The 24,649-nt window shown below is 72.2% G+C and carries 18 protein-coding genes and 1 pseudogene; 10 read left to right on the forward strand and 9 right to left on the reverse strand.

Translation table 11 applies throughout. The annotated features are described in order from the left end of the window. Positions 1-57 precede the first annotated feature (57 nt). From ACFC09_RS06520 to ACFC09_RS06540, 5 genes are all read right to left on the reverse strand, one after another. Complete coding sequence (locus ACFC09_RS06520) at positions 58-2,307, reverse strand: peptidase C14 (protein WP_376524444.1); 2,250 nt, start codon at positions 2,305-2,307, stop codon at positions 58-60. Between the two features lie 66 nt (positions 2,308-2,373). Then, on the reverse strand, positions 2,374-3,246 hold the full coding sequence (locus ACFC09_RS06525) for an SDR family NAD(P)-dependent oxidoreductase (protein ID WP_376524446.1): 873 nt from the start codon (positions 3,244-3,246) through the stop codon (positions 2,374-2,376). A 39-nt stretch (positions 3,247-3,285) separates the two neighbouring features. Further along, positions 3,286-4,128 (reverse strand): amidohydrolase family protein, encoded by an 843-nt coding sequence (locus ACFC09_RS06530; RefSeq protein ID WP_376524448.1) that lies wholly within the window; start codon positions 4,126-4,128, stop codon positions 3,286-3,288. Continuing rightward, positions 4,125-5,312 carry a mandelate racemase/muconate lactonizing enzyme family protein gene (locus ACFC09_RS06535; RefSeq protein WP_376524449.1) on the reverse strand — a complete coding sequence of 396 codons (1,188 nt, stop codon included), beginning with the start codon at positions 5,310-5,312 and terminating at the stop codon, positions 4,125-4,127. Before ACFC09_RS06535 ends, ACFC09_RS06530 begins: the two co-directional genes overlap by 4 nt. Then, the gene (locus ACFC09_RS06540) at positions 5,312-6,649 is read right to left on the reverse strand and encodes an aspartate aminotransferase family protein (protein ID WP_376524451.1); all 1,338 of its coding nucleotides are present in this window, start codon (positions 6,647-6,649) and stop codon (positions 5,312-5,314) included. Before ACFC09_RS06540 ends, ACFC09_RS06535 begins: the two co-directional genes overlap by 1 nt. Positions 6,650-6,849: 200 nt before the next feature. On the opposite strand from ACFC09_RS06540, the gene ACFC09_RS06545 reads away from it, so the two are divergent. The 10 genes from ACFC09_RS06545 (at position 6,850) to ACFC09_RS06590 (ending at position 19,614) form a co-directional block, all read left to right on the forward strand. Further along, positions 6,850-7,701 carry an IclR family transcriptional regulator gene (locus ACFC09_RS06545; protein ID WP_376524453.1) on the forward strand — a complete coding sequence of 284 codons (852 nt, stop codon included), beginning with the start codon at positions 6,850-6,852 and terminating at the stop codon, positions 7,699-7,701. Between the two features lie 1,259 nt (positions 7,702-8,960). Next, positions 8,961-10,772, forward strand: coding sequence for a peptidase C14 (locus ACFC09_RS06550; protein WP_376524719.1), 1,812 nt, complete (start codon positions 8,961-8,963; stop codon positions 10,770-10,772). Between the two features lie 65 nt (positions 10,773-10,837). After that, complete coding sequence (locus ACFC09_RS06555) at positions 10,838-12,148, forward strand: Gfo/Idh/MocA family protein (RefSeq protein WP_376524455.1); 1,311 nt, start codon at positions 10,838-10,840, stop codon at positions 12,146-12,148. Between the two features lie 73 nt (positions 12,149-12,221). Continuing rightward, positions 12,222-13,472, forward strand: coding sequence for an extracellular solute-binding protein (locus ACFC09_RS06560; protein WP_376524456.1), 1,251 nt, complete (start codon positions 12,222-12,224; stop codon positions 13,470-13,472). A 124-nt stretch (positions 13,473-13,596) separates the two neighbouring features. Beyond that, positions 13,597-14,505 (forward strand): carbohydrate ABC transporter permease, encoded by a 909-nt coding sequence (locus ACFC09_RS06565; RefSeq protein WP_376524458.1) that lies wholly within the window; start codon positions 13,597-13,599, stop codon positions 14,503-14,505. Between the two features lies 1 nt (position 14,506). Continuing rightward, positions 14,507-15,448 carry a carbohydrate ABC transporter permease gene (locus ACFC09_RS06570; RefSeq protein ID WP_376524460.1) on the forward strand — a complete coding sequence of 314 codons (942 nt, stop codon included), beginning with the start codon at positions 14,507-14,509 and terminating at the stop codon, positions 15,446-15,448. A gap of 32 nt (positions 15,449-15,480) precedes the next feature. After that, positions 15,481-16,545, forward strand: a complete 1,065-nt coding sequence (locus tag ACFC09_RS06575) for an NAD-dependent epimerase/dehydratase family protein (protein ID WP_376524461.1) — start codon at positions 15,481-15,483, stop codon at positions 16,543-16,545. Between the two features lie 59 nt (positions 16,546-16,604). Then, positions 16,605-17,645, forward strand: a complete 1,041-nt coding sequence (locus tag ACFC09_RS06580; protein ID WP_376524720.1) for a dihydrodipicolinate synthase family protein — start codon at positions 16,605-16,607, stop codon at positions 17,643-17,645. Next, positions 17,629-18,669, forward strand: coding sequence for a hydroxyacid dehydrogenase (locus ACFC09_RS06585; protein ID WP_376524463.1), 1,041 nt, complete (start codon positions 17,629-17,631; stop codon positions 18,667-18,669). Before ACFC09_RS06580 ends, ACFC09_RS06585 begins: the two co-directional genes overlap by 17 nt. A 78-nt stretch (positions 18,670-18,747) precedes the next feature. Beyond that, positions 18,748-19,614, forward strand: coding sequence for a fumarylacetoacetate hydrolase family protein (locus ACFC09_RS06590; protein ID WP_376524465.1), 867 nt, complete (start codon positions 18,748-18,750; stop codon positions 19,612-19,614). Positions 19,615-19,642: 28 nt separating this feature from the next. Here ACFC09_RS06590 and ACFC09_RS06595 read toward each other — a convergent pair whose 3' ends face one another. The 4 genes and pseudogenes from ACFC09_RS06595 to ACFC09_RS06610 form a co-directional block, all read right to left on the reverse strand. Next, complete coding sequence (locus ACFC09_RS06595) at positions 19,643-21,970, reverse strand: GH92 family glycosyl hydrolase (protein WP_376524466.1); 2,328 nt, start codon at positions 21,968-21,970, stop codon at positions 19,643-19,645. Between the two features lie 187 nt (positions 21,971-22,157). Beyond that, on the reverse strand, positions 22,158-22,604 hold the full coding sequence (locus ACFC09_RS06600) for a universal stress protein (protein WP_376524468.1): 447 nt from the start codon (positions 22,602-22,604) through the stop codon (positions 22,158-22,160). Between the two features lie 168 nt (positions 22,605-22,772). Beyond that, entirely contained in the window at positions 22,773-23,639 is an 867-nt protein-coding gene (locus tag ACFC09_RS06605) for an endonuclease/exonuclease/phosphatase family protein (RefSeq protein WP_376524469.1), read from the reverse strand. Between the two features lie 169 nt (positions 23,640-23,808). Continuing rightward, positions 23,809-24,649 (reverse strand): annotated as a pseudogene (locus tag ACFC09_RS06610) (SAM-dependent methyltransferase).

A 24,649-nucleotide genomic window follows, 5' to 3' on the forward strand; every position in this document is an offset into this window, starting at 1 on the left:
GTCGGGTGGATGTCGGGTGAATGGGGTGAATTGAATGAAGGGGGCGGGGCGGACCGTTCAGACGACGAGGTTGTCCGCCACCCGGACGCGTTCGCCGTCGCCGGGCAGCGCCGCACGGGTGACGTCCCGCTCGGTGCAGGCGGTGTGCAGCAGGGTGGAGTCACCGGCGAACGCCTCCGGGCGAAGTTCCAGCGTGCCGCCCTCGAAGCGGGCGCCGACCGCCGCGTAGTGATTGGTGCCGGAGCCGATCCGTACATGCGCGACGCCCGCCGCGGCGGTGCTGCGGATGCCGTCGAGATCCCAGACGACGGTGGCGGCGTCCTGCCCCGGGGCCCGGTCGAGCAGCGCGCCGCCGGAGTTGCCGCCGGCCAGCCGGGCGCCACCGCCGGCACTGATCCGCTGGTCGCGTACGGCGGTCAGCACGATCCCGGTGCCGCTGAGGGTGCCGCCCTCGATGCGCAGCTCCGACGCGCCGACCTGGAGCGGGGCCGCGGCGTGGTCGTCGGCTCCGGTGAGGGTGCAGTCGGTGAGGACGACCTGGCCCGAGCCGCGCAGGACGTTGCCGTCCAGGCCGGTCAGGACGCAGCGCACGAAGTGCACCGCACTGGTCACCGGAGTCTGCACCAGCACACTGCCGGCGGGCGGGGCGAAGACGCAGTCGGTCACCGTGGTGGGGCGGGCGGAGCGGCTGGAGCGCTGGGCGAGCGCGAAGGACCTGGCGCTGCACCCCCTCAGCTGCGCGCCGTCGGCGTTCACCACGAGAGTGCCGTCCGAGTCGAAGGTCGGACGAGGGACGACCTTGACGTTCTCCAACGTCAGATCGGTGATCCTGGTGTTCGCGGTGAACCAGGAGCAGACGTGGTCCCGCACCGTGATGCGCTTCGCCGAAATACCCCACTGGGCACCGGAGTTGGCGATGTCCATCAGGCCGGAATTGCCCTCGAAGACCAGGTCGTGCTCGTACTGCCCATGGGTGGTGAAGGGGTTTCCGCCCTCGTCGTCGCCGTCACCGTGGCAGTTGACGACATGGCAGTAGGCGGACGCGGTCAGGTCGTTGAGGTGGCGGACATTGCTCGTGGTGCAGTCGGCGACCCGGCCGTAGAGACAGTAGATCTGCTGGGTGAGGTAGCCGGCCCCGCCGTACATCACGGTGGGCGGGTTCTTCAGCGAGCAGCTCTCGGTGCGGAACCGGGTGCACCAGCGCCGCATGATCACCGGCCAGAAGGTGCCGGTGGCGTGGATCCCGGACACGTCGCAGTCCACCGCGTACTCGTATGCGACCGGATGCGACCCGGAGTACTCGTCGTCGACGGCACCGGTGTCCTGCCCGGCGCCGAGGAAGACCATGTTGCGCACGTGCACCCGCTCCACCGGGCGGACCCGGGTCCAGGTGACGGTACGCCCCGCCGCCAGCTCCCAGCCGTTGAGGTAGTTCACCCGGACCCGCGTGGCGTCGACGATCTCGGTGATCTGCACCAGCTTCTGCAACTCGCGTTCGTCGGCTCCGCCGCCGGACACCTCGTCGCCGCGCAGGCTCCACCACTCACCGACCGTGAAGGCGGTCGAGTCCGGGACGGGGAAGCAGTCGGTGAGTTCGACGACCTTCGCGGCCAGGGCGTACCGGACGACGGTGCCGGTCGGGATGCCCGCGCAGTACAGCAGCGCCCCGAACGGATTGTCGTGGGTGTTCTTCTCCATGCCGCCGGTGTGCACCTCATGGCCGCCGAAGTCGAACTCCAGACGGGACCGGCCGACCGTGTGGCGACGCCGGAACAGCAGGTCGGTGTGGGCCTCGATCCGGTGCACCGTGTCGTCGCGGAGCAGGGCGTCGAGGGCGTCGTCGGCCGGGCGCGACGCGTCGAAATGCCCGAATCGGCGGAAGTCGAGGACACCGTCGTGGAGTTGGCGCCACCGGCCGCGGGCCGGGCGGTCGTCGGGTGTCAGCACGGTCCCGCCGTTGTGGGCGGCGGTGGAGCGGGCGTCCCAGCGCAGCGCCATGCCGCCCCCGTCGCCCGGCGTGTGGTAGCCGGCCACCACGGCCCGTTCGCCGTCCGTACGGTTCCTGGAGGGCAGGGCGAGCAGGGCGGCCACGGTGTCGGCGCCGGTCACCTCGGCCGTCCCCGCCGTCCCGTGGCCCGCGTACGCGGTGCCCGGCGCCGCGAGTACGGCGGTGGCGGCGAGGGCCGCGCCCAGTCCGCCCGCGCTCAGCAGGCTGCGGCGCGAGCCGGGTGCGGGGCGCGGCCGGCCGGCGTCGGCCGCGCCCGGGGCGGGTCCTGCGGGTTCGTGGGCCGTGCCGTCGGATCTCATCGCGGTGGAAGCCTTCCTTGTCCGGTGCCGTGCCCGCGCGGAGCACTGCTCGGCCGTCGCGGTGCGCTACTCGGTGGTCTCGGTGGTCTCAGAGGTCTCTGTGGTCTCTGTGGTCTCGGTGGTCTCGGTGGTGAGGGTGGAGCGGTAGGGCGGCATGAAGCGGGTACGGGGCATCTGGTCGGCCAGCACACCGCCGTCGACGACGATGCGGGTGCCGGTGAGGTAGGCGCCGGCGTCCGAGGCGAGCAGCAGCAGCGCCCCGGTGCACTCCTCGGGATCGGCGTACCGGCCCAGCGGGATGCGCTCCCGGTACGCGGCCTCGAACGCCTCGCGGTCGAAGGGGAATTCACCGTCGATGGGGGTGTGCACCATGCCGGGCGCGATGCTGTTGACGGTGATGCCGTGGGGCGCCAGCTCCACGGCGAGGGTCTGGGTGAGCAGGTCGACGGCCGCCTTCGAGGCGTTGTAGTGGGCCAGGCCCGCCTCGGCGACCAGGGCGTTCTTCGAGGTGATGTTGATGATGCGGCCGGCCACCCGGTCGGCCGCCATGTGCTCGGCGATCCGCTGGCTGAGGAAGAACACGGCGTCGAGATTGACCCGCATCACCCGGTACCAGCTCTCCGGTGTGATCTCGTTGAAGCGCTCCAGGGCGGCGACGCCGGCGTTGTTGACGAGGATGTGCACGGGCCCCGCCGCGCGCACCCGGTCGGCGAAGCCGCGCAGTTCGCCGGTGCGGCTCAGGTCCTGGGGCAGGACGTGGACCGGACGGCCCAGCGCCTCGATCCGCGCCGCGGTCACCTCCAGGTCGGCCGTCCCGGGCAGATCGGTCAGGACCAGACCGGCGCCCGCCTCGGCGAGCGCGATGGCGAAGGCCCGGCCCAGGCCGCGGGCGGCGCCGGTGACCAGTGCGGTGCGTCCGGTCAGGTCGAAGCGGTCCATGAGTGGTCTCCTGTCGTGCGGCGGTCCCGGCGCGCCGGGTCAGCCGAGGCCCAGCAGGTCGAGCGACGGACGGTGGATCAGGGCCTCCACCGCGTCGCGGTCCAGCGGGTCGAGCCCGGGGATGCCCGGGATCGCGGCGATCCGGCGCAGGCCCTCGATCGAGGCGTCTACGGTGGTGAAGGGATAGTCGCTGCCGAACAGGAGCTTGTCCCAGACCCCGTAGTCCTGGACCAGGCGCAGACTGTGCCAGAGCTGGAAGGGCCGGTAGTGCAGCGCGCTGATGTCGGCGTACACGTGGGGGTGCTTGCGGATCACCGCGATGCACTCGCCCTCGAAGGGGTGGCCCAGGTGGGCGAGGACCATCCGCAGCTCGGGGTGACGGATGGCGACCTCGTCCAGGTGGCGCGGCATCGCGTACTCCAGACGGGCCTGGGAGACGAAGGTGGTGCCGGTGTGCACCAGCAGCGGCAGCCCGTGCCGTTCGGCGTACGCGTACAGCGGGTCGTACTCCTCGGCAGCCGGGTCGAACCCGGCGTACATCGGCATCAGCTTGATGCCGCGCAGCCCCAGCTCCTGGTGGCCGTGGCGCAGTTCGTCCTGCCAGCCCGGCTGGGTCGGGTCCAGGGCGAGGTAGCCGATGAGCCGGTCGGGCCGCCGCGCGACGTACGCGGCGACCGCCGCGTCGTCCACCCACAGGCCGCTGCGCCGCGCCTTGCCGCCCACCACGATGGTGCGGGTGCCGGGCGGTGCGGTCGCCGCGTAGTCCTCCCAGCGCACCGTGAGGTCCACCTCGCCGGCGTGCGCCCGCGCCGACTCGGCGCGGAACGTGTCGTCGAAGTCGTGGCTGTGCCGGAACAGGTGTGAGTGGACGTCGACGATCACGTGCGGTTCCTCTTCTCCCAGCCCTCGGCGAACATGTTCCAGAACAGATGGGTGGGCGGGTGCTCCGCGAACACCTCGTCCACCAGCTCCACACCGAGACCGGGCCGGTCGGGCAGCCCGATGTGCCCGTCCACGACGGGCAGGGCGCCCTTGACCGCCTCGAAGACGTACGGCTCCAGCAGACCGTCGAAGGTCTCCAGGACGGTGAAGTTGGTGAGCCCGAGCGCGGCGTGCACCGAGGCGGTGGTGCACAGCGGGGAGTTGGAGTTGTGCGGCGCGACCGTCATGCCGTGCGCCTCCGCCTGCGCCGCGATCTTGCGGAGTTCCGTGAAGCCGCCCGCCATGGACAGGTCCGGCTGGATGATGTCGACGGCGTTCGTGGCGAACAGCGGCTTGTACTCGTAGCGGTTGTGGAAGTGCTCCCCGCCGGAGATGGGGAACGGTGCCTGGGCGCGCAGTTCGGCGTAGCGCTCGATGTGGGTCCACGGCAGGGGTTCCTCGAACCAGCCGATGTCGTACGGCGCCAGCTCGTGCACCAGCCGGCGGGCGGTGCCCATCGCGAACCGGGCGTGCCCCTCGATGTAGAGGTCGACGTCCGGGCCGATCGCCTCGCGGACGGCCTCGACCAGCGCCAGCGAACGGCGCAGCTCGAAGCGGTCGAGTTCGTGCAGCCCGGCACCGAACGGGTCGAGCTTGAGACCGGTGTAGCCCTTGGCGACGGTAGCCCTGGCCTTGGCGGCGAACACCTCTGGTGTGCGCTCCCCGGTGTACCAGCCGTTGGCGTACACCCGCACCCGGTCCCGGGTCGCGCCGCCCGTGAGGCGGTACGCGGGCACCCCGAGGGCCTTGCCCATCAGGTCGTACAGCGCCTGGTCGACGCCCGAGACGACGATCCCGCCGATGTCGCCGCCGCGCAGGAAGTCGCCCTGGTACAGGCGCAGCCACAGCTCCTCCACGTCGAAGGGGTCGGCGCCGACGAGGTGGCGGCGGCCCATCGCCTCGGCCAGGGCACAGGTCTCCTGTACCCGGTAGGGATGGGTGATCTCCCCGACGCCGGTCAGTCCCTCGTCGGTGTGCAGGCGTACGTAGCCGAAGTCGCGCCACGCGGTGCCCAGGGCCAGGGTCTCCACCCGGGTGATGCGGCCGGCGGGGCCCGCCGGACGGCTGGTGTCGACGGTCAGCATCAGCGCAGCGCTCCGCCCATGGTCGTGGCGTTCTCCAGGTCATCGGCGCCGCCCTCGGCGAGGGCGTGCCGTACGGCGGTCTCGGTCGCCGTCAGCAGCCGGTCCACGTCCGCGTCGGTGTGCGCGTACGACAGGTGGCTGCGCTTGAGGTTCAGCGGCAGTTCGAACACGCCCTCGTCGATCAGGCGGCGCCGGTAGCCGACGAAGAGGGCGGTGTCGTTGGCCAGCAGGTCGTCGTAACTGCGTGGCTCGGGGCCGGACATGAAGTAGCTGACGAACACCGAGCCGTAGCCGGTGACCACGGCGGGCACGTCCAGGGTGCGGTACAGCTCGGTGAGTCCGGCCCGCACCCGGTCGCCGAGCCGGAAGACGTGCTCGTGCACCGGTTCCTCGCGGAGTTTGCGGATGGTGGCCAGCGCGGCGGCGACCACGTCCGGGTGGCCGTTGTAGGTGCCGGCGAAGAAGACCGGGCCGCCGGGCCGGGAGCTGAAGTGGTCCATGAGGTCGGCCCGGCCGCCGATGGCGCCGACTGGGGCGCCGTTGGCGATGGCCTTGCCCAGGGTGGTGAGGTCGGGGACGACACCGGCGATGGACTGGTAGCCGCCGAGCGCGTGCCGGAAACCGGTGATGACCTCGTCGAAGACCAGGACGCTGCCGGCCTTGGTGCACTCCTCGCGCAGGGTGCGCAGGAACGCGTCGGTGGGCAGCAGGGCGCCCACGTTGTGCGGGACGGGCTCCAGGATGACCGCGGCGATGTCCTGCCCGTGGTCGGCGAAGGCCCGGCGGACCGCCTCGACGTCGTTGAAGCGCAGCACCAGGGTGGCCGCCAGCACCTCCGGGAGGATGCCGGTGGAGGTGGGGTCGGGGCTGCCGACCCGGTCCGGCGCGGAGATGACGTTGAGGCTCACCGAGTCGTGCCAGCCGTGGTAGCAGCCCTGGAACTTGACGACCAGCCGGCGTCCGGTCGCCGCGCGCGCCACGCGCAGCGCGTGGAACGTCGCCTCACTGCCGGTGCTGGTCAGCAGCACCTTCTCCATCGACGGGACCAGTTCGACGAGCTGTTCGGCCAGGGCGATCTCGCCCTCGGTGACGGCCACGCCGGTCAGCCCGAGCGAGACACGGGCGCCGGCGACCGCCGCGGCCACGTCGGGGTCGTTGTGACCGAGCAGTGGGGGACCGAAGGCGGCGTGGTAGTCGGTGAACTCCCGGCCGGTGACGTCCCAGAAGCGGGACCCCTCGGTACGGGCGATCACCAGGTCGGTCAGTCCGGGGATGCTGCGCTGGCCGCTGTTGACCCCTCCGGGGATGACCCGGCGGGCGCGCTCGGCGAGCGTCATGTCGCTGCTCCAATGCGTTGAATGCGGGTGAAGTGGGACAGGGCCCTGCCCGGCCGCTGTTCCCGGTGCGCCATCCGCCCGGCAGTCATCGCAGGATTTTCGTTTTTTCAGAACGCTGTTTCGTATAGCAAAACAATGTGGATGGTAGTTCTCGTGATCCGCACCCGTCAAGGGTCGACAGACGGATAGACTGTTCTGCTATGCGGAACAATGTGGGTGAGACCCTCGGCGAGGAGGCTTCTCACCAGCCGAAGTACTGGGTCAAGACCGTCGGCCGTGCGGCCGAGATCCTTCAGGTCCTCGCGTCGGGAGCGCCCGGACAGGGGATGAGCGTCACCGAGATCGGCCAGCGGTGCGGCATCTCCAAGAGCGCGGCCTTCGGGATCCTGCAGACCCTGCGGCACTACGGCCTGGTGGCCGACGACGGCGAGGGCATGAACCGGCGCTACCGCCTGGGCATGGGCCTGGCCCGGCTCGGCGAACGCGCCCAGGAGCAGGTGTCGCTGCGCGACGTGGCACGGCCGGTGCTGCGCGAGCTGAGCGCACGGTCCGGGCTCGCCTCCCGGGTCGCCGTGCTGGAGAGCGGGCACGCCGTGGTGATCGACCAGGTCGACCTGGACGCCGGCCCCCGGCTCGACCTGCGCATGGGCACCCGGGAGCTGCCGCACTGCTCCGGACTGGGCAAGGCACTGCTCGCCGCGATGCCCGAGGGCGAGGCCCGCGCGCTGATCGCCGGCGCCGGACTGCCCCGCCGCACCACGCGCACCATCACCGACGTGGAGACGCTGTTCGCCCACCTCAGGGACGTGCGTACGGCGGGCTACGCGCTGGACGACGAGGAGGACGCCGACGGGATCTTCTGCATCGGCAGCGTCGTACGCGACCACGCGGGGCGCACGGCCGGCGCGATCAGTGTCACCGGTCTCAAGCTCGACCTGCCGGGCTGGCGCTTCCAGGAACTGGGCCGCCAGGTGCGCGACGCGGCCGGCGACATCAGCCGCGCACTCGGCGCGGCGGGGGAGGCGGCGGAGGCGACGGGCGTCCTGACCTGACGGGGCGGGGACGCCGAGCGAGCGCGGGGGCCCGGCCGGCGCGGGGGAGGCGCTGACCACGGCACGGCGCCGAAGTCGGCGGCCCGCCGAGTAGGGCGGGCGGGTCGTCGTGCCGCCTGCGGCGTGCGGTGTCTCCCCGGGTGTGCACGCCTGCCCACAGGTGTGCGTGCCGAGATCCAGGCCCGTACGACGGCCGCAGGTGTGCGCGCCGGCCACAGGTGTGCACGGCGGGCCCGAGGTGCGCGCGACGGGCCCCACGGGTGTGCGCGGTCCCGTCGTCCGCCGGGCCACGCGCGGGTGACGGGTGCCGTGAAGTGCCGTCCGTGGGTGCCCGGGTCCGGGACCGCGGCGCCGAACCCGGCCTCCGAAGCGGGCCTTCGAACCTGGCCTCCGAACCTGGCCTCCGAAGCGGGCCTCCGGACCCGGCATCCGAACCCGGCCGCGACCCACACCGGCCGACCCCGCCGCCCGTCCGTCGCAGGCCGGCGCACGGTGAGGCGACGGCGGCGCGATGCGGTCAGCGGCCGTCCAACCCCCCCCTTTTCTCCCTCCGTTACTTTCCTGTTTCATCGGTGAACTGTCTTGACGGCATCCTGTCGAGCACATAGCTTCCTCGCACAAGTCCGGTGGCAGGTTCCACCGGCACCGCGGTCGCCGCTGTCCCTGCCCGGGGCGCGCATCCCCCACGACCCGATCCCCAGCCATCCGCCCGACGCACGGCACCCACGTCCGTGCGTGACCGGTCCGGCCCGTCCGTCCGCCGGTCCACGTCATCGCGGGAACTCCTCACCGCCCATCCGATGAAGGCCTGAGGTCCCGTGAGCGTTCCCACCCGTCCCGTTGCAGAGCCCTGTCCCCCTTCACCCCCGACCCAGCCCACCGCCACGCCGGCCCCGCCCGGCACGACGGGCCGCCGCGCCCTGCTCCGGGCCGGCTCGGTGACCGGCCTGCTGGCCGCGGTCACCGCCGCCACTGCCGCGACCGCCACCGCCGCCACCGCCGAAGCGGCACCTGCCGCCGAGTCCCAGGCGTCCGGCGTCCGGGCCGTGGACACCGTCGCGCGCCTTCGCGCCCTGAAACCGGAAGGACTGCGCGACGGCTCGACGGCGGTCGTCGCCGGTTACCGCACCCCAGGTGACGGCGGCGGCATGGTCGTACGCTGGGACGCCGCCTCGACCGCCGCCCACAACGGCGGCACGGTGCTGGCGCCCGACCGGCCCGGCCACAGCGGCCGCTGGCGTCAGGTGCACGACGGCATCATGGACTTCCGCAGGTTCGGCCTGTTCGACGACTCCGCACCGGCCGACGCGGCGCTGGACGCGATGGTCGCCGACGACTCGGTGCACCGCGTCGAAGCCCACACCGACCTGCTGTTCACCAACCGGCACACCTTCGGCCGCTCCCGTGTCGAGCTGGACTTCGGCGGCCACCGGGTCAGCACCGCGGGCATCGAGAAGAACTCCTACGACAACCCCTTCGGCGCCGTCCTGTACTTCCGCGGCGAGGTCACCGACACCGTGGTGAAGTCGTCCCTGACGAAGCCCATGCCCGATCTCGCCGACGTCTTCGAGGTGCCCGACACGGGGCGGTTCCAGGTGGGCCAGTGGTGGGCGGTGGAGATCGACGCCCCCGCCGGCGGCGGCACCTACCAGAAGGAGGTGCAGAAACTCGTCCAGGTCACACAGGTCGTCGACGCGACACACATCCGCGTCAACTACAAGATCGGCTGGGAACTGGCCGCGGGCCGCACCTTCACCTGGACCAGGGTCGACCCCGTGCAGCGCGCCCACGTGCGCAACATGGTCTTCGAGGGCGTGCCCGACGGCGACACCTACACCGGATCCCACCCGGTGGCGTACGAGTACGCGGTGTCCTGCGACGTCTCCGGCATCGACGCGACCGGCACGTTCTGGCCCGTCGTCATGCGCCGCTGGTGCACCTACTTCCACACCTACCAGTGCCAGTTGAAGAACCCGGCCTCGGTCACCTGGGGCGGCGCCGGCTACCTCACCCAGCAGATCTACTGCCTGTACGGCCACGTCGAGGACTGCCACGTCGCCAACGCACGCCACCTGAACGACTGGACCGCGTCCGCCTACGGCTACGTCACCAACTGCCACGGCGACGGCGACGACCAGGGGCCGTTCGTCACCCACGGCCAGTTCGAGCACGACCTGGTCTACACCGGCAACTCGGGCCTGATGACGTTCGCCAACTCCGGTGCCGCCTGGGGCTCGGCCGCGAAACGGATCACCGTGCGCAAACACGTGTGCTCGTGGTTCGTCGCCCGGGTCGCGGTCACCGACCTGACGCTGGAGGACATGCACGTCATCGGCAACGCCCAGGCGGGCTCCGGCATGCTGTGGGTGAACGCCGACGGTGTGCAGATCCGCGGCTGCACCGCCTCCGGACCCCTGGTGATCAGCCAGGCGTCCAGCCGCTCCCGGCGCCCCAACGTGATCGCCGACTCCGACTTCACCCAGGGCGACGCCAACCCGGTCACCGCCGCCACCGTCGCGTCGGACCTGCACCTCCAGCGCGTCGTGCTGAGCGGCCTGGGCGGCCTGGGCGGCAGCGCCTTCGACGGCGCCGGCACCCTGGTCCTGGAGGACTGCACCCTCACCGGCGACCCGAAGGCCGGCCCCACCACGGTCGCGCACCGCGACACCACCGTGCGCGGCGGCACCCTCACCGACACCGGACTGCGGCTCGACTCCGCGCACGACCAACGGCTGCGCATCGATTCCGGCGCACGGCTCACCGGCACCAACAACGCGGCCGCCCTGCTGAGCCGCACCGGGGGAGAGCGGACCGTCACCTGGCACCTGGACGGCCTGGTGTCCGAGGCGGCCGATGGCCCGACCGCCCACCTGCTGATCACCGACGGCCCCAACCGCTACCAGGCCACCGGCTGCACCTTCACCGGCGGCCGGCTGGAACTCAAGGCCGGGGCGTTCCAGGCCGACAGCCACCTGCTGCACAGCGGATGCGTGGAGGACGGCACCGAGCGGACCGCGCTGCCGCCGGAACGGACCGAGATCCAGTACACCGTCGGAAACCTGCTGATCTGAGCCGCCCGGCCGCGCCGGCGACACTGCCCGCGAGCACCGGACCGAAACCGAACCTGGACGACACCATGCCCGAAACCCACTCCACGGCAGCCACCGCGCCGAACGCGCGAGCCGGCGGCGGTCCCGTCCGTATCGCGCTCGTCGGCGCGGGCAACCGCGGCCTCACCTACGCCGGCTGGATCCACGAGCACCCCGACCGGGCCCGGCTGGTGGCCGTCGCCGACCCCGACCCCGGGGCGCGCGCGGCGGCCCGCGCCGACACCCAGTACCCCGGCTGGCGGGAACTCCTCGCCGCCACCGAACGCGACGGCCGGATCGCCGACGGCGTCATCCTCGCCACCCAGGACCGGGAGCACGTCGAACCGGTGCTCGCGCTCGCCCGCGCCGGATACGCCATCATGACCGAGAAACCGCTCGCCCCCACCGAGGAGGAGTGCCGCACCCTGGTGGCGGGTGTGGAGGCGGCGGGCGTGCCGTTCGCCGTCTGCCACGTCATGCGCTACACCCCGTACACCGACCTGGTGCGCGAGGTCGTCGCCGAGGGGGTGCTCGGCCGGATCACCGGGGTGGAACACCTGGAGCCGGTCGGCTGGTGGCACTTCGCCCACAGCTACGTCCGCGGACCGTGGCGGCGCGAGGACCGGTCGTCGCCCCTCGTCCTGGCCAAGTCCAGCCACGACCTGGACTGGATCGCCTATGTGACCGGGCGTCGCATCGAGACCGTCGCCAGCTTCGGCGACCTCGTCCACTTCCGGCCGGAGAACGCCCCGGACGGAGCCACCGACACCTGCCTGACCTGCCCGGTCGAATCCGGCTGCCCCTACTCGGCCCGCAAGCTGTACTACCCCGCGCTGCGCAGGACCGGCGGTTCATGGCCCGTCAGCCACGTCACCGCGGCGGCCCACGGACCCGACGACGAACCGGTGCTCACCGAGGCCCTGCGCACCGGCCCGTACGGACGCTGCGTCTACCACAGCGACAACGACGTGGTCGACCACCAGGTGGTGGCGATGCGGCTGAGCGGCGGGGTGACCGCCACCCTCACCGTGTCCGCGTTCACCGAGCAGACCCACCGCCAGACCCGGATCTTCGGCAGCCACGGCTGGCTGCGCGGCGACGGCGAACAGGTCGTCGTCCACGACTTCCGCGACGACACGGTGACCGTCCGCACCACCGGACCCAGCGGCTCCAACGCCGCCGACGGCCACGGCGGCGGCGACACCGTGCTGACGGAGGCGTTCGTCACCGCCCTCGCCACCGGCGACCGGACCCACATCCGGTCAGGTCCCGCCGAGTCGCTGGGCAGCCACCTCGCCGCGTTCGCCGCCGAGCGCTCCCGGCACCGGGGGACCGTCGAGACCGTCCCGCCGCGCTGAGCCCGCGGTCCGCCGCGCCGACCGACCCGGACATTCCGCATACCGCCGCACACCACCACCCGAGGAGTCCTCCATGAGAACCCGCACCACGCGGCTCGCCGCCGCGGCGACCGCGGTCACCTCCGCCTTCACCCTCGCCGCCTGTGGCGGCGGCAGCGGCACGGCCGGCGGCAAGGCCACCGTCACCACCTGGGCCTATCCCGTCATCAACGACGAGAAGGCCAACGCCGCCTACTGGAACGGCCTGGAGAAGAAGTTCGAGAAGGCCAACCCGGACATCGACGTCAAGGTCTCCACCTACCCCTGGGCCGACCGCGACACCAAACTGACCACCGCCCTCGCCGCCGGCAAGGGACCCGACGTGGCCTATCTGATCCCCGACCAACTGGCCGCTTACCAGCGCAACCTCGTCCCCGCCGACGAGTACATGCCCGCCTCGGCCAAGTCCGCCTACCGCCCCAGCGCCATGAAGGCCGTCACCGTCGACGGGAAGGCGATGGCCACCCCGGTGCTGATGTCGGTGTACCCGCTCATGTGCAACAAGAAGGCCCTCGACGCGATCGGCGTGCACTCCGCGCCGACCACCTGGGACGACCTGGCCGCCCTGGCCCCCCGGCTGAAGGAGAAGGGCTACTACGCCATCACCTACAGCGGGGACACCACCGCCACCCTCAACATGACCTACTACCCGCTGCTGTGGCAGGCCGGCGGCGATGTGTTCTCCACCGACGGGAAGAAGGCCGCGTTCAACAGCGACGCCGGGGTCACCGCCCTGACCTGGCTGAAGACCTTCACGGACCACGGCTGGACGCCGAAGGACCTGATCACCAAGACCCCGTCGATGGAACAGACCGACCTCGCCAGGGGCAAGGTCGCCTGCACCTGGCAGAACACCGCCGCGGAGGTGGCGGGCTTCTGGGGCAAGGAGAACATCGTCATCGGGTCCGCCCTCACCCGGCAGAAACCGGTGGCCTACGGCACGGTCGGCACCCTCGCCCTGTTCAAGGGCGGCGACACCAGCGCGGCCGGCAAGTGGATCTCGTTCGTGGCGCAGCCGGAGAACGTCGCCGGGCTGGTCAAGCCCGGCGGCTACTTCCCCGCCCGCACCGACGCCACCGACCTCTACCCGGGCGACACCATGCAGCAGGCCACCGAGAAGGTCCTCGACGTCGCCGACGTGGGCCCGCTGACCACCGCCGCCCGCGATGTGATGGGCGTCCTCGCACCGGAGATCCAGTCCGCGCTCCTCGGCAAGGAGAGCCCGAAGCAGGCACTGGACAAGGCAGCGTCCGCGGCCGACCAGATCATCGCCCGCAAGCGCTGACCACGGGCGGACCCCCGGCGCTCGGCACGCCCGCACCGGGCCCGCCGGGGCCGCCCGCCGCAGTCGTCGTCCCCACCTACCCGCCGCGCCGCCGCGCGCGGCCCCACCCACCCAAGGAGGTCCCGTGGCCGCAGTCGCGGAACGCCCCCGACCCGCCCGGACCGTCCGCGGGTCGCTGCGCCGCAAGGAGGCATGGGCCGGGCTGCTGTTCGTCCTGCCCTGCCTGGTGCTGTTCGTCGTCTTCCGGTTCGGCCCCGGCGTGGCCGGCCTGCTGCTCGCCTTCACCGACTACGTGCCCGGCGACGTCACGCACTTCACCGGCCTGGAGAACTTCCGGCGCCTGCTGGCGGACCCGCTGTTCTGGTCCGCGCTCAAGGTCACCGTCATCTACACCGTGCTGGCCGTCCCCCTCGGGATCGGTGCCTCGCTCGGCCTCGCCCTGCTCACCCGGCGGGCCTTCCGTGCCAGCAAGCTGTTCCGCTCGGTGTTCTTCCTGCCCGTCGTCACCAGCCTGGTCCTCGCCTCCACCGTCTTCGTGTGGATCTTCTCCACCAAGGGCCCCTGGTCGGCCCTGATGGGCTTTCTCGGGCTGCCCGACCAGTCCTGGCTCAGCGACTCCGTACTGGTGCTGCCCGCCCTCGCGCTGGTCGGCATCTGGTCGCGATGCGGGTACGGCATGCTCATCGTGCTCGCCCGGCTCCAGGACCTCCCCGCGGAACTGGAGGAGGCGGCACTGGTGGACGGCGCCGGCCCCTTCCAGCGCTTCCGCCACATCGTCGCGCCGCAACTGCGGCCGGCCTTCTTCTTCCTCGCCGTCATCGAGACCACCAACAGCTTCCAGGTGTTCGACGCCGTCTACATGATGACCGGCGGCGGCCCGGCCAACGCCAGCTACTCCCTGGTCTTCCAGCTCTACGACACCGGCTTCAAGTACTTCGACCTGGGCTACGCCAGCGCCATCGGCTGTGCGCTGTTCGTCCTCACCGTCGTCGTCGCCCTGGTCCAACGGACCGTCCTCGGAAAGGAGAAGTGACATGGCGCCCACGACACAGGCCCCCGCGGCCCCCGCCGCACCGCCCGCCGCACCCGGCGGGACCGCCCCGGCACGGCCCGGCCGCGGCCGGCGCCGCGCCCCCGCCTCCGAGGTTCCGGCCGGGCTGCGGCCCACCCGGACCGGCAAGCTCGTCCGGGGTGTCCTGCTCGCCCTGGCCTCGGTGGCGACCCTGTTCCCCTTCTACGCCATGGTGGTCCTCTCGCTGCACCCCCAGGGCGCGGTCGACCTGCCGGGCAGCCTGTTCCCCTGGCACCTCACCGGCGGGGCCTACTCCGAGGTCCTCGGCTCCCGCGACGTGCCGCGCTGGTTGCTGAACACCCTGGTCTACTCGCTGGTCTCGGTCGTCGGTGTGCTGCTGCTGGCCTCGCTCGCCGGATACGCCTTCGCCAAGAAACGCTTCCCCGGCCGGGAGACCATGTTCTGGTCGTTCCTGTCGATGGTCATGGTCCCCTACCACGTCACCATGATCCCGACCTTCATCCTGATCTCGAAGCTCGGCGGCGTGGACACCTACTGGGGCCTGATCGTGCCCACTCTCGCCAACGCCCAGGCGGTCTTCCTGATGCGGCAGTTCATCCTCGGGCTGCCCGACGAGATCTTCGAGGCGGCCCGCCTCGACGGCTGCGGCGAACTGCAGATCTTCCTCCGCATCGTGCTGCCGCTGCTCAAACCGGTCCTCGCCACCCTGGGCACCTTCGTCTTCCTGTGGCACTGGAACGACTTCCTGTGGCCGCTGATCGTCGGCCAGAGCGCCGAGATGCGCACCCTCACCGTCGGCATCGCCTCGCTCCAGCAGGAGCAGGTCCCGCTCAACCAGGTCCTCGCCGGTTCCGTCATCGCCTTCGTACCGATCTTCAGCGCCTACCTGGTGGGCCAGCGGTACTTCACCGAGGGCGTCGTCGGATCCGCCGTCAAGGGCTAGGGCCCTTCTGACCCCGGCCACCAAGGAGCCGTATGCAATCCGCACCCCCCACCACCGCCCCCGCGCCCGCCCTCGAACGGCCCCGCGACGCGGGCGAGTTGGAGAACCTGCTGGCCACGCCCTCGCCTGCCCTCGTCGCCGACCTGGCCGGCCTCGACGGGGACCTGCTGGTCCTCGGCGCCGGCGGCAAGATGGGACCCAGCCTGTGCCGGCTCGCCCGCCGCGCCCTGGACGCCGCCGGACGCGGCGACCTGGCCGTGCGCGCCGTCTCCCGCTGGTCCGACCCGCAGGCCGCCGCCGCGCTCGCCGCCGACGGCGTCGAGACGGTCCCCTTCGACCTGATGGACGGCGACCCCGGGCGGCTGCCCGACGCCGGAAACGTGGTCTTCATGGTCGGCGCCAAGTTCGGCAGCGCCAACGACCCCACCTCCGCCTGGGCGGTCAACGCCGCCCTGCCCGACCGGATCGCCCGCCGCTACCCACGCGCCCGCATCGCGGCCTTCTCCACCGGCAACGTCTATCCGCTGGTCTCCGTCGCCGACTCCGGCAGCGCCGAGGACGACCCCACGGGGCCCGTCGGCGAGTACGCGATGTCCTGCCTGGGCCGCGAACGGGTCTTCGGCCACCACGCCCGGCGCAGCGGCACCCCGGTGTCCCTGATCCGGCTGAACTACGCCGTCGACCTGCGCTACGGCGTCCTCGCCGACATCGCGGACGCGGTGCGCTCCGGCGCGCCCGTCTCCCTCGCCACCGGCCATGTCAACGTCGTCTGGCAGGGCTACGCCAACGAGGTCGCGCTGCGCTCGCTCACCCGGGCCGCCGCCGACCCCTTCGTCGTCAACGTCACCGGGCCCGAGACCGCGTCGGTACGGCGCCTCGCGCACCGGTTCGCCGCCGAGTTCGGCACCACGGCGCACTTCGCGGGCGAGGAGTCGGGCACCGGTCTGCTCTCCGACGCCTCGCTCTGCCACGCGGAGTTCGGCTATCCCGCCGTCCCGCTGGCCACCCTGGTGTCCTGGCAGGCGGGCTGGATACACGACGGACAGCCACTGTCCGGCAAGCCCACGAAGTTCGACGTCCGCGACGGAAGGTTCTGACCCCCGTGACGCACCCCGACGCGCTGCCCCACCCCGGGGCGCACCGCGAACCACACCCCGTGCCCGCGCCCGCCCCGCTCGACCTGCTCGCCCGCGGAACGGTCGTCCCCGCCCACCCGCTGGCCCTGGGCGCCGACCGCCGGCTCGACGAACGCCGCCAGCGGGCCCTGACGCGCTACTACCTCGCGTCCGGTGCCGGCGGCATCGCCGTGGGCGTGCACACCACCCAGTTCGAGATCCGCGAACCGTCCGTCGGCCTGCTCCGCCCGGTGCTGGAACTCGCGGCCGAGACCGTCGACCGCGAGGCGGACCGCCCCGTCGTCCGGGTGGCCGGCGCCTGCGGCTACACCGCGCAGGCCGTCGCCGAGACGGAACTCGCGGCCGAACTCGGCTACGACGCCGTGCTGCTGAGCCCCCAGGTGCCGGGCGCCGACGAAGCCGCCCTGCTGGACCGCGCCCGCGCCGTCGGCGAGGTGCTGCCGGTCATCGGCTTCTACCTCCAGGAGGCGGTCGGCGGCCGCTATCTGTCACCGTCCTTCTGGCGCGCCCTCGCCGACATCCCCTCCGTCGTCGCCATCAAGACCGCGCCGTTCGACCGCTACCGCACCGCCGAGGTCGTCGACGCCGTGGCGAACGCCGACCGCGCCGCGGACGTCGCCCTCTACACCGGCAACGACGACGCCATCGTCACCGACCTGCTGACCCCCTACCGGACCCGTGGCGGCGCCCTGCGCTGGTTCGCCGGCGGGCTGCTCGGCCAGTGGGCGGTGTGGACGCACACCGCGGTACGGCTGCTGGCGGAGGTGCGCCGGGCCCGTGCGGGCGACCACGCCCTCACCGTCGAACTGCTGCGCCGCGCGCCGCAGCTCACCGAGGCCAACGCGGCGGTGTTCGACGTACGCGGCGGCTTCCGCGGCTGCATCGCCGGGGTGCACGAGGTGCTGCGCCGCCAGGGCCTGCTCGCGGGCACCTGGTGCCTGGACCCGGCCGAGCACCTGTCGCCCGGACAGGCCGACGAACTGACCCGGGTCTGCAAGGCCCACCCGTGGGTCACCGACGACGCGTTCGTGGCGGAGCACCTCGATGACTGGCTCCGCTGACCTCACCGCCGGGCCCGCTCCCGGCACACGGGTACCGACCGTGGTGGCGGTGCCCGAAGCGCTGCGCGCCCAGCTGTTCACCCCCGCCGCCTGGCAGCGGCTGTGCTCCGTGGCGGACGTGACCGTACTGGAGGACCACACGGACCGGGACGCGCTCGCCGCCGTCCTGCCGTCCGCCCGCGTCCTGGTCACCGCCTGGGGCACCGCCCGGGTCGACGCCGAACTGCTCGCCGCGGCACCGGGGCTGGCGCTGCTCGCGCACACCGGCGGCGCGATCAGCCCGTACGCCGGGCAGGAAGTCTTCGCGCGCGGCGTCCGGGTCACCCAGGCGGGCGCCGCCATGGCACGCTCGGTCGCCGAGGTCGCGCTCGCCTTCACCCTCGCCCTGCTGCACCGCGTCCACCGCTTCGACCACGCCCTGCGCGGCGGCGCGGACTGGGACCGGGCCTCGGCGGCACCACCGCGGCACGAGATCCAGGGCTGCCCGGTCGGCGTGATCGGCGCCTCCCGCACCGGGCGCGCCTACATCGCGTTCGCCACGGCCCTCGGCGCCCGGGTGAGCGTCCACGACCCGTTGCTCACCGACCCGGAGGCCGCCCGGCTCGGCGTGCGCAGGGCCGCGCTGGACGACCTGCTCGGGTCGAGCCGCATCGTGGCCGTGCACGCCCCGGCGCTGCCCGAGACCCACCACCTCATCGGCGCCCGGGAACTGGCCCTGCTGCCGGACGGCGCGGGCCTGGTGAACACCGCCCGCTCCTGGCTGGTGGACGAACAGGCCCTCGTCGCCGCGCTGCGCACCGGCCGGATCGACGCGGCGCTCGACGTGTACGACACCGAGCCGCTGCCTCCCGACCACCCCCTGCGGCACCTGCCCAACGTACTGCTGACACCCCATCAGGCAGCGGCCACGGTGGAGTGCCGCAGGGCCCTGGGCGACAGCACCGTGGACGAGATCGTACGGTTCGCGACCGGACAGCCCCTGCTGCACACCGTCGACCGCACCGCCCTCGCCCGCGTCGAGTGAACCCCGGCCCGGACGGACTCCGTACCGCTCCCGGGCCCCGCCGACCCGCCGACCCGCACAACCACTTGGAGCCGACACATGCGACTGATGAGGATCGGCGCACCGGGCCGCGAACGCCCGGTGGCCGGCACCCCCGACGGCCGCTGCTTCGACCTGTCCGGACTCACCCCGGACATCGACGCCGCCTTCCTCGCCGCCGACGGCATCGCCCGCGCCGCCGCGGCCCTGGCCGACGACGCCCTGCCCGCGACCGCCATCGCCGGCGAACGCGTCGGACCGCCCCTCGCCCGGCCCGGCGCGCTGCTCTGCATCGGTCAGAACTACGCCGCCCACGCCGCCGAATCCGGCTCCGCGCCGCCCACCGAGCCGATCCTGTTCTACAAGGGGGCCAACACCGTGGTCGGCCCCGAGGACGACGTGTTGATTCCCCCCGGATCCGAGAAGACCGACTGGGAGGTCGAACTCGCCGTCGTCATCGGCCGCACGGCCCGCTATCTCACCGCGGCGGACGATCCCCTGGCCTACGTGGCGGGCTACGCGCTCAGCAACGATGTCTCCGAACGCGCCTTCCAACTGGAGCGCTCCGGCGGCCAGTGGTCCAAGGGCAAGAGCTGCGAGACGTTCAACCCGCTGGGCCCCTGGCTGGCCACCCCGGACGAGATCCCCGACCCGCAGCGGCTCGCGCTGCGGTCCTGGGTGAACGGCGAGGCCCGGCAGGACTCCAGCACCGCCGACATGATCTTCCCGGTGGCGGAACTCGTCCGGCAGCTGTCGCAGTTCCTCGTGCTGGAACCCGGCGACGTCATCAACACCGGCACCCCGCAGGGCGTGGCCCTGTCCGGACGGTTCCCCTACCTGGCCGAGGGCGATGTGATCGAGCTGGAGATCGAGGGACTGGGCCGGCAGCGCACCCGGTGCGCCGCCGCCCAGCTCGCCTCGCGCTGAGCCGCCGTACGGCCGGCCCGGCGGTGGGTCAGTTCAGCGCCGGCGGTCCGGTCTTCGCGGACGTTCCCCACCCGGACGGCTCGGCGCCGACGGTGAAGTCCAGCGCACGCGTCCCCCGCAGGTCGTCCGTCGTCAGATACGTCCGCCCGTACGCGGCGCCGTCGACGCGGGCCGACTGGATGTAGCGGGTGGCGTCGGAGGTGCCCGGCGCCGTCACGGTGAGCGCGCCGTGCGGGTAGTAGCGCCGGTCGAGGGTGAGGTCGACCCGGTCGAAGACGGGCGTGGACAGGCCCCAGGTGTCGTAGCCGGGCTGCACCGGGAAGATGCCGATGGACGACAGCACGTTCCAGGCCGACATGGTGCCGAGGTCGTCGTTGCCGGTCATCCCGGTCGGGGTGTCGGTGAACAGGGTCAGCGCCGCGTGCACCACGTCGGTCGTCTTCCAGGGCTGGCCGGTGGAGAGATACGTGTACGGGGCGATGAGGTCGGGCTCGTTCTGCGGGTTGTACTTGTCCGCGTTGTAGTACGCGTACGGGCCGTTCACCCACACCTCGCGCGCCGTCTTCGCGGGGTCCTGCACCAACTGGTCGTAGGCGAAGAAGGAGTCCAGCCGCTCGTTGGCCGCCCCGGTGCCGCCGATCAGGTCCACCATGCCGGGCAGGTCCTGCGGGACCAGCCACTGGTACTGCCAGGCAGTGCCCTCGTGGAAGCCCTCGCTCTGCGCCGGGTCGGCCGGTCCGGTGAAGGCGCCGGAGGCGTCCCGGGCCCGGAAGAAACCGGTCGAGGGGTCGAAGATCCTGCGGTAGTTCTGGGCGCGGCAGGCGTAGCGTGCGGCATCCGCGGTGTGGCCGAGGTCCCGCGCCATCTCGGCGAGCATCGCGTCCGACAGGGCGTACTCCAGTGTCGCGGACGCGCCGTGGTCGTAGTCGGAGTCACCGGGCTTGGCGTGCGGGCGCCCCTTGAGGTACGGCGCGAAGCCGTCCGCGATGTACTCCTTGTTCGCCTCGCGGCCCACCGCGGGCGAGCCGGCGGGCGGGACGCCGTCGGCGTTCTTCTTGAGGGCGCGGTAGGCCCGCTCCTCGTAGCCCTTCAGCAGCCCCTGCTGGTAGGCGTTGGTCAGGAACGGGGTGACCGGGTCACCGGTCATGATGTTCGTCTCGACCGTGCCGTAACCCCACTTGGGCAGCCAGCCGCTCTCCTCGTCGATCTTGATGACCGAGATCGCCATGTCGCGGGCCTCGCGCGGCGCGAGCAGCGACAGCAGCTGGGACTGGGTGCGGTAGGTGTCCCACAGGGACCAGTTCTGGTAGTACGTGAAGCCCTGCGCGCGGTGGATCTTCTGGTCCCAGCCGGTGTACCGGCCGTCGGCGTCGCTGCCGACGTTCGGTGCGAGGAAGGACCGGTACAGGGACGAGTAGAAGGTACGGCGCAGGGTGTCGCCGCCGCCCTGCACGCGGACGTCGTCGAGCCGGTCCTCCCACGCCCGCTCGGCCGCGTCACGCACCTGCCGGAAGGAACGGCCGCCCTCGGCACGGAGGTTCACCTCGGCGCCGTGGGCGTCGACGTACGACAGCGCGGTGGTCGCCTCGACGGTCCGGTCCTTGCCGGTGTCGAAGCGGACGTAGGCCCCGCCCCGACCGGTCCTGGACCCGTCGGTGACCGTGCCGCCGTCCCAGGTGCCGTACGCGGTGAACGGCCGGTCGAAGCGGGTGACGGTGTAGACGGTGTACGGCTCGGTGTCCTGGCAGAAGCCGCTGCCGGTGATCTCGGTGCGGACCGTCCGGTCGTCCAGGATCTCGACCTTGCCGGAAAGGTTCCGGTGCAGCGACTGACCGGCGTCGAGCAGGACGTTGGCCTTGTCGGTGGCGGGGAAGGTGTAGCGCTGCACACCGGTGCGCGCGGTCGCGGTCAGTTCGGCCTCGATGCCGTCCTTGAGGCCGACCTTGTAGTAGCCGGGGCCGGCCTGTTCGGTGTCGTGGCTGAACTCGGCCTGGTACTTGGCGTTGTCGGTCTCGGTGACGTCGCCGGTGGTCGGCAGCACCGGCAGATCGCCGCCCAGGCCGCAGCCGACACCGGAGAGGTGGACCAGGGAGAAGCCCCGGATGTGGTTCTGGGAGTAGTCGTATCCGGTGTTGTGCCCGGTGTCCGGCGAGAACTGCACCATCCCGAACGGCACGGCCGCACCGGGGTAGGTGTTGCCCTCGTTCTCGGTGCCGATGAACGGGTTGACCAGATCGGTGAGTCGCTCGTTCCGTGCGGTCGCGGCCTGCGCGGAGGGCGCGGCGAGGGCGGCGCCTAGAAGCGCGATCGCCGCCACCGCCGTGCCCGTACGGCGTATGCGCTGGGTCCATCTCATGGGCGTAAGCCCTCCCCGAGTACGTTGGACAACGTTGTCACAATGCAGCGGGGTCATTCTGTGGGCTGTACGTGTACTCGTCAAGAGTGGGTGCGCGCGCGTCCGGCGTACCGCATCGCGGTGCGTCCGGGCCCGCCGTCCGGGGCGTGCCTGACTCGCCGGGCCGCACCGAACGGCCGTGTCCGGGTCAGACCTTGGCGTCGGCGGCCTTCTCGCCGTTCTCGGGGACAAGGAGGATCGGCGTCCGGCTGGCGTGCGCGACGGCGTCGCTGACACGGGGGTTGAAGAGGGCGTCGAGCGAACCGCGGTGGTGCGGGCTCAGGATCAGGAGGTCCGCCTCGAAGTCCTCCGCGGTGCCGGCGATGGTGGGAGCGATCTGGGTGGTCAGGCCCACGGCGAGGGTGCCCTGAGCGTCGACACCCGCGTCACGCAGCTCGGCGACGGACTCGTCGAGGACGGCCTTGGCCTCCGCCTCGTCCTCCAGGGGGACGACGGCGGCGAGCGTGGCCTCGGACGCCGCCATGTGCAGGACGTTGACCTTGGCGCCGGTCAGCCCGGCGAGCTCTCCGGCCAGCCGGAGAGCGGCGTGCCGGTTGGGGCTGGCGTCGACGGCGACAAGGATGCGGTGGAACATTGCTCTCTCTTTTCTCTTCCGGACACCTGACGGTGATCGATCAAGGACCACAACAACGGAACGGCTCGAATGTGTTCCGCCCGGTCGGCCGGTTTCCCGGATCGTGGCCAGAGGTTCACTCGGACCCGCTGCCCACCGCGAGGCGTGGCCCCGGCGACCGGTCGCCGCTCATCGGCCGGGCCGGCGGACCAGGAGGTCGGCGACGACCGGCCGGTGGTCCGACGCCGTGGTCGCCACCTCGCGCACACCGGTGACGCTGATCCCGGACGAAACGGTCACGAGGTCGATACGGGAGACCGGGTCGAGAGCCGGATAGGTCTTGCCCCCGTTCGGCGCGGCGTCGGCCAGCGGGCCCCACAACTCGGCCAGTTCGGGCGCGGTGGCCTCGGCGTTGAAGTCGCCGACGAGGACCTTCGGCCCAAAGTCCGCGGCCAGCACGCCCAGCATGTCGTCCACCTGGGCCCGCCGGATCGCGGGATCGGCGCGGTAGTCGAGGTGGGTCGAGTAGAGGTGCACCAGGGTGCCGTGGGCCCGGACCGTCACCTCCGCGAAACCGGGGGCGGGGGCGGGCACGGGGTCGGGGTCCTGGGTGGAGAGCCGGGTGATCTCGTGGTTCTCCGCGCCGACCACCGGAAGGCGGCTCAGCACCGCGACCCCGAACTGCCGCCGCTCGGTGTGCTCCGTGCTGGGCGGCAGGTCGTAGATCGGGGCGAAGAAGACACGCATGTGGAGTCGTTGCGCGAGTTGCCCGGCCTCGTCCGCGAAGTCGCTGCGAGCACCCCAGTGGACATCGACCTCCTGGAGCCCGATCACATCGGCATGGAGATCCCGGATCGCCTCCGCGGTCCGGTCGAGGTCGAAGACCTCGTCCTGCCCGGCTCCGGCATGGATGTTGTACGTGGCCACCCGCAGCGGGACGGGAGGCGCGGCGGATTCCGCCGAGGCGGCGCCGGGCGATGCCGCGCCGAGCGTGGCGGCGGCGCCGAGCAGGGCGGCGAGCAGGGCGCGAGTGGACCGTCGGGTGCTGCGATTCACACAAACCTCCGGAGCAGAGTGCGGTGGGCCCGCGGCGGACAGGGCACGCGGTGTCCGGGACGAGCGGGGGTGAGTATGCCCCGGGAAACGCGCGGCAGGCCCGGCCGTCGGCCGCTTCCCGAGGTGTGTCGCCCACGCGGGGTGGGGGAGCCCGTGGCGATCAGCCACCCTAGGCAGCGGCCGTGAACCCCGCGCTCCCCACCGGTGACGGTTCGCGGACAACCGGGGAGCCCGCCGCGTCCGGCCGCCGGTGGCGCACCTGCGGGAGGCCGGGCGCGACCAGTTCGGGGCCGGCCAAGAACTCCTCGGCCACGGCGCGGGTGCGCAGTCGCACGGGCATGTCGTGCGCCGCGAATTCCCTTGCGGCACGGTGCATTTCCCGCGGTGCGAAATCGTCGGTCCCGACGGACATCGCGAAATAGCAGCCCGGAACCAGCGGTTCGAGGCGACGGCGGACGACACCTACAACGTCGTCCTCGTCCAGCACGAATTGCGCGGCGCCGACGACGATCGGCCCCACGGGGCGGCGCAGATCGTGCGGCGCCGGAATTCGGGTGCGCGGACGATCGCTTCCGGGGTCGTGCATATCGGTCTCGACGCAGGCCGTCGCTCGCTCCGGAGAGGCGGACGGCAATAGCCCCGACAGCGTCGGCACGATCGGGTCGTCGTCCACGTACACGACCCGCGCGACGGCGCCGCGGACTGCGCGATTTCATGCAGGTTCCCCGAGGCGGGGGTGCGGGTGCCGATGTCGATGCCGATGTCGAGGAACTGCCGTATTCCGGCTTCGTCGCACAGCCAGGTCACCCCCGGTTCATGAACTGACGGTCGGCCCGCGGTGCACCGGCAATGCGGGCCATTCCCGCACCATGGAGTCCCCGGCTTTCTCGTCCGCGGGACAGAAGCCCTTGCCCCCGATGACGCGGTCACAGACGCGCGCCGCGCGCGATGCCGGTGTCGATCCGTTCGGCAGGCCATCCGTCGTCCGACGCGTCCGTCGCTCCCGCCAC

Source organism: Streptomyces sp. NPDC056161, assembly GCF_042268025.1.
Taxonomy (GTDB): Bacteria; Actinomycetota; Actinomycetes; order Streptomycetales; family Streptomycetaceae; genus Streptomyces.

Bases quoted from the DNA above. Each gene is read 5' to 3' on its own strand.
- ACFC09_RS06590 (WP_376524465.1), top strand. From the start codon at position 18,748: ATGCGACTGATGAGGATCGGCGCACCGGGCCGCGAACGCCCGGTGGCC.
- ACFC09_RS06585 (WP_376524463.1), top strand. From the start codon at position 17,629: ATGACTGGCTCCGCTGACCTCACCGCCGGGCCCGCTCCCGGCACACGG.
- ACFC09_RS06550 (WP_376524719.1), top strand. From the start codon at position 8,961: ATGGACTTCCGCAGGTTCGGCCTGTTCGACGACTCCGCACCGGCCGAC.
- ACFC09_RS06525 (WP_376524446.1), bottom strand. From the start codon at position 3,246: ATGGACCGCTTCGACCTGACCGGACGCACCGCACTGGTCACCGGCGCC.
- ACFC09_RS06520 (WP_376524444.1), bottom strand. From the start codon at position 2,307: ATGAGATCCGACGGCACGGCCCACGAACCCGCAGGACCCGCCCCGGGC.
- ACFC09_RS06600 (WP_376524468.1), bottom strand. From the start codon at position 22,604: ATGTTCCACCGCATCCTTGTCGCCGTCGACGCCAGCCCCAACCGGCAC.
- ACFC09_RS06545 (WP_376524453.1), top strand. From the start codon at position 6,850: ATGCGGAACAATGTGGGTGAGACCCTCGGCGAGGAGGCTTCTCACCAG.
- ACFC09_RS06560 (WP_376524456.1), top strand. From the start codon at position 12,222: ATGAGAACCCGCACCACGCGGCTCGCCGCCGCGGCGACCGCGGTCACC.
- ACFC09_RS06595 (WP_376524466.1), bottom strand. From the start codon at position 21,970: ATGAGATGGACCCAGCGCATACGCCGTACGGGCACGGCGGTGGCGGCG.
- ACFC09_RS06535 (WP_376524449.1), bottom strand. From the start codon at position 5,312: ATGCTGACCGTCGACACCAGCCGTCCGGCGGGCCCCGCCGGCCGCATC.
- ACFC09_RS06555 (WP_376524455.1), top strand. From the start codon at position 10,838: ATGCCCGAAACCCACTCCACGGCAGCCACCGCGCCGAACGCGCGAGCC.
- ACFC09_RS06570 (WP_376524460.1), top strand. From the start codon at position 14,507: ATGGCGCCCACGACACAGGCCCCCGCGGCCCCCGCCGCACCGCCCGCC.
- ACFC09_RS06575 (WP_376524461.1), top strand. From the start codon at position 15,481: ATGCAATCCGCACCCCCCACCACCGCCCCCGCGCCCGCCCTCGAACGG.
- ACFC09_RS06540 (WP_376524451.1), bottom strand. From the start codon at position 6,649: ATGACGCTCGCCGAGCGCGCCCGCCGGGTCATCCCCGGAGGGGTCAAC.